The following is a 6,032-nucleotide window of genomic DNA, read 5'->3' as shown; positions in this document are numbered from 1 at the left end:
GCAGAAGCAGAAGCAGAAGCCCCTCGTGTGCATGAACAAGAGAAGCCGACAGAGAGTTTCTTTGCTCGTCTTAAGCGCAGCTTAAGCCGAACCAAAGCGAATATCGGTGCCGGGTTCTTTGGGCTATTCAAAGATAAACAGATTGATGATGATCTGTTTGAAGAGCTAGAAGAGCAATTGCTTATTGCTGATGTCGGCATGGATACCACAACGAAAATTATTGGTAATCTGACCGAAAAAGCGTCGCGTCGAGATCTAAAAGATGGCGAAGCCTTGTATGGCCTACTTAAAGAAGAAATGGCAGAGATCCTTAGTCATGTAGAGAAGCCACTTGAGGTCGACACAACAAAGACACCTTACGTTATTTTAATGGTCGGCGTTAATGGCGTGGGTAAAACCACCACCATCGGCAAGCTTGCGAAACAGTTCCAAGGCCAAGGAAAGAAAGTCATGTTGGCGGCGGGTGATACCTTCCGTGCTGCAGCCGTGGAGCAGCTTCAGGTCTGGGGTGAGCGCAACAACGTACCAGTGATTGCTCAGCATACCGGGGCGGACAGCGCATCCGTGATTTATGATGCGATAGAAGCGGCAAAGGCTCGTGGTGTCGATGTCGTGATAGCTGATACGGCAGGACGTTTACAAAATAAAGCCAATTTGATGGAAGAGTTGCGTAAAATTGTCCGTGTGATGAAGAAAATTGATGATTCAGCCCCGCATGAAATTATGCTAACGCTGGATGCGGGGACTGGACAAAACGCCATAAGCCAAGCCAAGCTGTTTAGTGATGTTGCGCCAATTACAGGCATTACACTGACGAAGCTGGATGGAACGGCTAAGGGTGGGGTGATCTTCGCGATTGCTGACCAATTCCAAATTCCTATCCGATTTATTGGTGTTGGCGAGGGGATTGATGATCTCAGGCCGTTTGAAACACAAGACTTTATTGACGCGCTGTTTAGCCGCGATGAATAGTACGAGTTGAGATAAAACCGACTCGATGAGAAAAAAATAACGATAATAAGGGATGCATAGCATCCCTTTTCAACGCAGAACATCCAAATCAGGGGAATGATTCGGTGATCAAATTTGAACAAGTAAGTAAGGCCTATCGTGGCGGACGACAGGCGCTTCAAAAGGTCGACTTTCACCTTAAACGCGGCGAAATGGCCTTCTTAGGCGGTCATTCAGGAGCAGGGAAAAGTACCTTGCTGAAATTGATTTGTGCACTAGAACGTCCGACGGATGGTCGCATTCTATTTAACGACCATGACATCAGTCGAATCCGACCAAAAGATATCCCTTTCTTGCGTCGAAACATTGGTATTGTATTTCAAGATCACCGCCTGCTCATGGATAGAACCGTTTTCGATAATGTTGCCTTGCCAATGCGTATCGAAGCTATTGCAGAAAATGAGATCAAACGTCGTGTGTCTGCCGCTTTGGATAAGACAGGCTTGCTCGATAAAGCGAAGTGCTTACCAAGTCAGTTGTCCGGAGGAGAACAGCAACGAGTTGGTATCGCGAGGGCTGTGGTAAACCGCCCAACGATGCTACTTGCCGACGAGCCAACAGGTAACCTTGACCCAGAGTTGTCGAATAAGGTTCTACAATTGTTTGAAGAGTTTAACCGAGCTGGCGTCTCTATCTTATTAGCGACACACGATATCCATTTAGTTCGCTCGCGCCCTCAGTATCGTTACCTAGAGCTAAATCAAGGTTTCTTAAGTGAGGTCAGTGATGGTGTTTAAGCGTAAAAATAAACAACGCCCGAAAAAACAACGTCTAGCATCAGATGGCTTTTTTGCTGTGCATTGGAAGCAAGCTAAGTTTTCGCTACGTGAACTCTGGCAACGCCCGTTAGGCAACTTATTAACACTGGCGGTTATTTCAATGGCATTAACCATGCCAGCATGCTTGTACCTGCTAGGCAAGAATGTCGCGTCGGCAGCGGGTGATGTCACCAGTCACTCTCAGGTGACGGCCTATATCACGACCGGCGTGCCGGATGCGAGAGTCCTTGTGCTCAAGGATGCCATTGAAAGCTGGGAAGAGGTTAAAGAGGTCGAGTACATTACGCCTCAGCAAGGACTTGCGGAACTCAGTGAGCATTCAGGACTCGATCAAGCAATCAGCCTCCTTGATGGTTACGCTCTACCCGGAGTACTTGTTATTGAGCCTGCTAATACCAGTGTTGAAACGGATCGCAGCTTGGTGTCTAAGCTTCGAACGCAAGCTGATGTGACTGATATTCGGCGTGACGAAGATTGGTTAAGCCGTTTCGATGCGATCAAAACGCTATCTTCAACCCTAGTTATGACGTTGTCGGTATTGATGTTGGCTTCGGTATTTCTAATTGTCGGTAATACGTTGCGTTTTAATGTCCTCGCTAATAAAGAAGCCATTCAGACAATGAAGCTGATCGGAGCAACGGATAGCTATATTTTACGACCTTACTTGTATTCGGGTATGTGGTTTGGCTTTTTAGGTGCGCTTGTTGCTTGGTTATTGACGGCGTTGATAACGATTGTCTTAAATCGAGCCGTGACGGACTTAGCAATGTTGTATGACAGTGACTTTAGGCTGATTGGACTCAATTGGGATGAGACTCTCATTATACTCATGATTGGTGTTTTTCTCGGGGTCAGTGCCGCAAGGATTTCTGCAAAGCGTCATCTAAAAGAAATTGAACCGGTTTAATGTAAGACAGTCTTAATGAGAGAGGGAGCGCCGCACGGTGGGGCTCTTGATCAAATATTGAACTATTCAACAACATAGCAAGATAAAAGTCGTAAAGGTGTGAATCATACCTATTGATGAGTGAAAATTAATCGTCTTTTACCCTTGTTTAGCGCAACTGATTGTGCATAATTACAACCCCCTTCTTGAATCTCCTACTGATTAGGTTCAGTATTGATGAGTTAAGAAGGTGTTGTATCGACTCAACGTGAATGAGGAAATGAATGACTACCCAAGCGTATTCAATGGCTTTAGTGACACAAGATAGTCTTGATGGCTATATCCGATCAGTGAACAGTTATCCTATGTTGACGCCTGATGAGGAACGTGGACTAGCTGAGAGACTACACTACAAAGGTGAAATTGACGCTGCGAAGGGATTGATCCTTTCACATCTTCGATTCGTTGTTCATGTTGCACGTGGTTATTCTGGCTATGGCTTGCCGATGGCAGATTTAGTGCAAGAAGGTAATATTGGCCTCATGAAAGCGGTGAAGCGATTCAACCCTGAGGTTGGTGTTCGTCTTGTGTCGTTTGCTGTGCACTGGATTAAGGCTGAGATTCACGAATATGTACTAAGAAATTGGCGTATTGTGAAAGTAGCGACAACCAAAGCGCAACGTAAGTTGTTTTTCAATCTACGTAAATCGAAGAAGCGTTTAGGTTGGTTCAATAACGGTGAAGTTGAAACGGTCGCGCGTGAGTTGGGTGTGGAACCATCAGAAGTACGTGAGATGGAATCCCGTCTTGCGGCTCAAGACCCTACATTTGAAATGCCGACAGACGATGATGATACCGGTGTCTCTTATACCGCACCATCATTGTATCTTGAGGACAGAAGCTCAGATCTTGCTGACAATGTGGAAGCAGAGAACTGGGAGAATCATACCAATACACGTTTAGGGCATGCGTTATCAACACTTGATGAACGTAGCCAACATATTGTCCGTTCGCGCTGGCTTAATGATAATAAGTCGACGCTTCAAGATCTCGCGGATAACTACGGCGTATCGGCCGAGCGCATTCGACAGCTAGAAAAGAATGCGATGAAAAAATTGAAAGCCGCGGTTGGGGAATTCTAAACCCTAACCCCATGATTTATGAAAGGCCATGATCTTATGATCGTGGCCTTTTTTATTGGATCGAAAAACTGATCGCAAACGCTTCCCTTCTCTTGTGGATAAGTCTGTGAGGAAATTATTTGCCAGCTGTCAGAAACCAGCGGGTAATGGTGCTCTCCAGCGCTTTTGTCCTTGGGGATACCTTTTACTTTACACACAGCAAGATCAAGATCATCACTATATGTTGTGGATCAAATGATCCAAAAACACTTTATTCACGCAATCCACAGATTTACACACAGCTGGTGGTTTATTATACGCTGGTGGATAACCTTATAGGTTGTCGGTACTTTGTTAGCACTGAATAGTGATAATATACGAGCACGAAATGACACAACAAAATTGCCCTTATTTCGTCATTAATTGATGTGATAGGGAGCAAAAAAAAAGTAAGGATTTAGAATCATGGAACAGCTTCAACATATTGATGTTCACCGTGCTCAACAGCTACTAAAAGAGAATGCAGAGGCACGACTGGTTGATATTCGAGACCTGCAATCATTTGGCGTGGCACACGCACCGAATGCTTATCATCTAACGAATGATTCTTTGGTTGAGTTTATGCAGCAGGTCGAATTTGATGTACCTGTGCTTGTGATGTGTTACCACGGCATTAGTAGCCAAGGCGCTGGACAGTATCTTCTTAACCAAGGTTTTGAAGAGGTTTATAATGTTGATGGCGGCTTTGAGGCTTGGCATCGCGCAAATTTCCCAACAGAGAACTAACTATGATTCGATTGATTACTCTCCAAAGCCCCCGCATGGGGCAAGCGTTTATTGATTATATGGCGACACGGCACATCGAGGTACAGATGATGCCAGAGGGGAGTGGTCAGTTTGCATTGTGGTTAATGACGGATGAAGACCAGATTGAGACGGAAGCCGAACTCAAGTTGTTTCTTGCTGACTCAGGTAATAGCAAGTATCAAGCCTCTTCTTGGGACATGGCCGAAACACGAAAGAACCCTTTCCAATACTCGACACCTAGCTTTCTATCTATGCTGAAAGCAAAGGCTGGGGTCGTAACCTTGGGCATTATGCTCATTTGTTCGGTTATCTTCGCGTTACAACAATTAGGGTTGGGCCAAGCGATTTTCTCAGCATTACATTTTCCGGCTCAAGATGGTCAGCAATGGCAAGTATGGCGCTGGTTTACTCATGGCTTGCTGCACTTTTCCGCTATGCATATCATTTTTAACCTATTGTGGTGGTGGCAGCTAGGTGGGGATATTGAAAAGAAACTAGGAAGCAAAAAACTCCTAGAGATATTTTTGGTCTCTGCTGCCGTGTCTGGTACGGGACAATACTGGGTCGATGGTGCAAACTTTGGTGGTTTGTCTGGTGTGGTTTATGCGTTGGTTGGGTATTTATGGATACTGACGTGGAAGCGACCTGATATTGGTTTAGAGATGCCAAGGCCATTGATTGGATTCATGCTAGTGTGGTTGGTGTTAGGCTTTGTGCAGCCCTTCTTAGCGATCGCAAATACGGCCCACTTAGCAGGGCTTGTGAGTGGTGCGATACTGGGTTTATTAGACAGCTACCGATTTAAGCGACACTAGTGCTGGCGCACCATGTTCAATGCGCCGATGACAATACGAGAGTAACGACCAGTGATAATAAGTGGAATACTGAAATGTCGGAAGTGACGGTCGTTATTGATATAGATATTTGGTAAACAAGAGGTCTGCAATAACTGTTTTACCCGTTTCGGCGAGTAACAGGTTGTTGAGCTTGTCGACTAGGGCGTGACGGATCTCTTCTCGCCCTGAAAGCGATTTAATCACATCGGCATTCTGTCGACCTAAATGTTCAACAACGGCATCCCTAATTAAGGGTTGATGATGTTCGATAATACTCAAGTCAGCAGAGTCAGCCACCATCACATCAATGCGCACCTGCACATAACCTAAACGGTCTCCTTTGGTAAAAAAGTTTGTCGTCAATTCTGGCTCTAACGTGAAGTAGGCGAGAGAAGGCACGGGCTCATTAGAGGCGTAGCCGGGCATAGAAACAGTCAAGCCTAGCATTAGGAAAAACTGGGTTAGGTAACGTTTACGCATATTTCCCTCTTATAAACGCCATTAAGCCGATATTACAAGCGATTAACTTTGTTACAATGACGCAATACAACCTGAGTTAAATCACTCATAGAGTGATACAATATGGCCACTC

Annotated in this window: 7 protein-coding genes; 6 read left to right on the top strand and 1 reads right to left on the bottom strand. The window is 45.3% G+C overall.

The features are described from left to right. The 6 genes from ftsY to glpG all read left to right on the top strand — a co-directional run. The coding region (ftsY, locus tag AB4405_RS01795; protein WP_372059379.1) for a signal recognition particle-docking protein FtsY at nt 1-972 on the top strand (972 nt) is incomplete at its 5' end. Between the two features lie 104 nt (nt 973-1,076). Continuing rightward, the gene (gene ftsE, locus AB4405_RS01790) at nt 1,077-1,748 is read left to right on the top strand and encodes a cell division ATP-binding protein FtsE (protein WP_102470757.1); all 672 of its coding nucleotides are present in this window, start codon (nt 1,077-1,079) and stop codon (nt 1,746-1,748) included. Then, a complete protein-coding gene (gene ftsX / locus AB4405_RS01785) occupies nt 1,738-2,697 on the top strand; it encodes a permease-like cell division protein FtsX (protein WP_102470756.1) in 960 nt (319 codons plus the stop codon). The genes ftsE and ftsX overlap by 11 nt, the downstream gene beginning before the upstream one ends. 263 nt (nt 2,698-2,960) lie before the next feature. After that, a complete protein-coding gene (gene rpoH / locus AB4405_RS01780; protein ID WP_102470755.1) occupies nt 2,961-3,818 on the top strand; it encodes an RNA polymerase sigma factor RpoH in 858 nt (285 codons plus the stop codon). Nucleotides 3,819-4,262: 444 nt separating this feature from the next. Continuing rightward, complete coding sequence (gene glpE, locus AB4405_RS01775) at nt 4,263-4,583, top strand: thiosulfate sulfurtransferase GlpE (RefSeq protein ID WP_102470754.1); 321 nt, start codon at nt 4,263-4,265, stop codon at nt 4,581-4,583. A gap of 2 nt (nt 4,584-4,585) precedes the next feature. Continuing rightward, nucleotides 4,586-5,419 carry a rhomboid family intramembrane serine protease GlpG gene (gene glpG, locus AB4405_RS01770; RefSeq protein WP_372059378.1) on the top strand — a complete coding sequence of 278 codons (834 nt, stop codon included), beginning with the start codon at nt 4,586-4,588 and terminating at the stop codon, nt 5,417-5,419. Nucleotides 5,420-5,512: 93 nt separating this feature from the next. On the opposite strand, the gene AB4405_RS01765 is transcribed toward glpG, so the two are convergent. Further along, nucleotides 5,513-5,920: a flagellar basal body-associated protein FliL gene (locus AB4405_RS01765; protein WP_102470752.1), complete on the bottom strand. Its 408-nt coding sequence runs from the start codon at nt 5,918-5,920 to the stop codon at nt 5,513-5,515. Nucleotides 5,921-6,032: the final 112 nt, after the last annotated feature.

The organism is Vibrio sp. 10N.261.51.F12 (assembly GCF_041471725.1).
Classification (GTDB): Bacteria; Pseudomonadota; Gammaproteobacteria; order Enterobacterales; family Vibrionaceae; genus Vibrio.
Note: the sequence above shows the minus strand (reverse complement) of the source record. Positions and strands in the feature narration are given on the sequence as shown.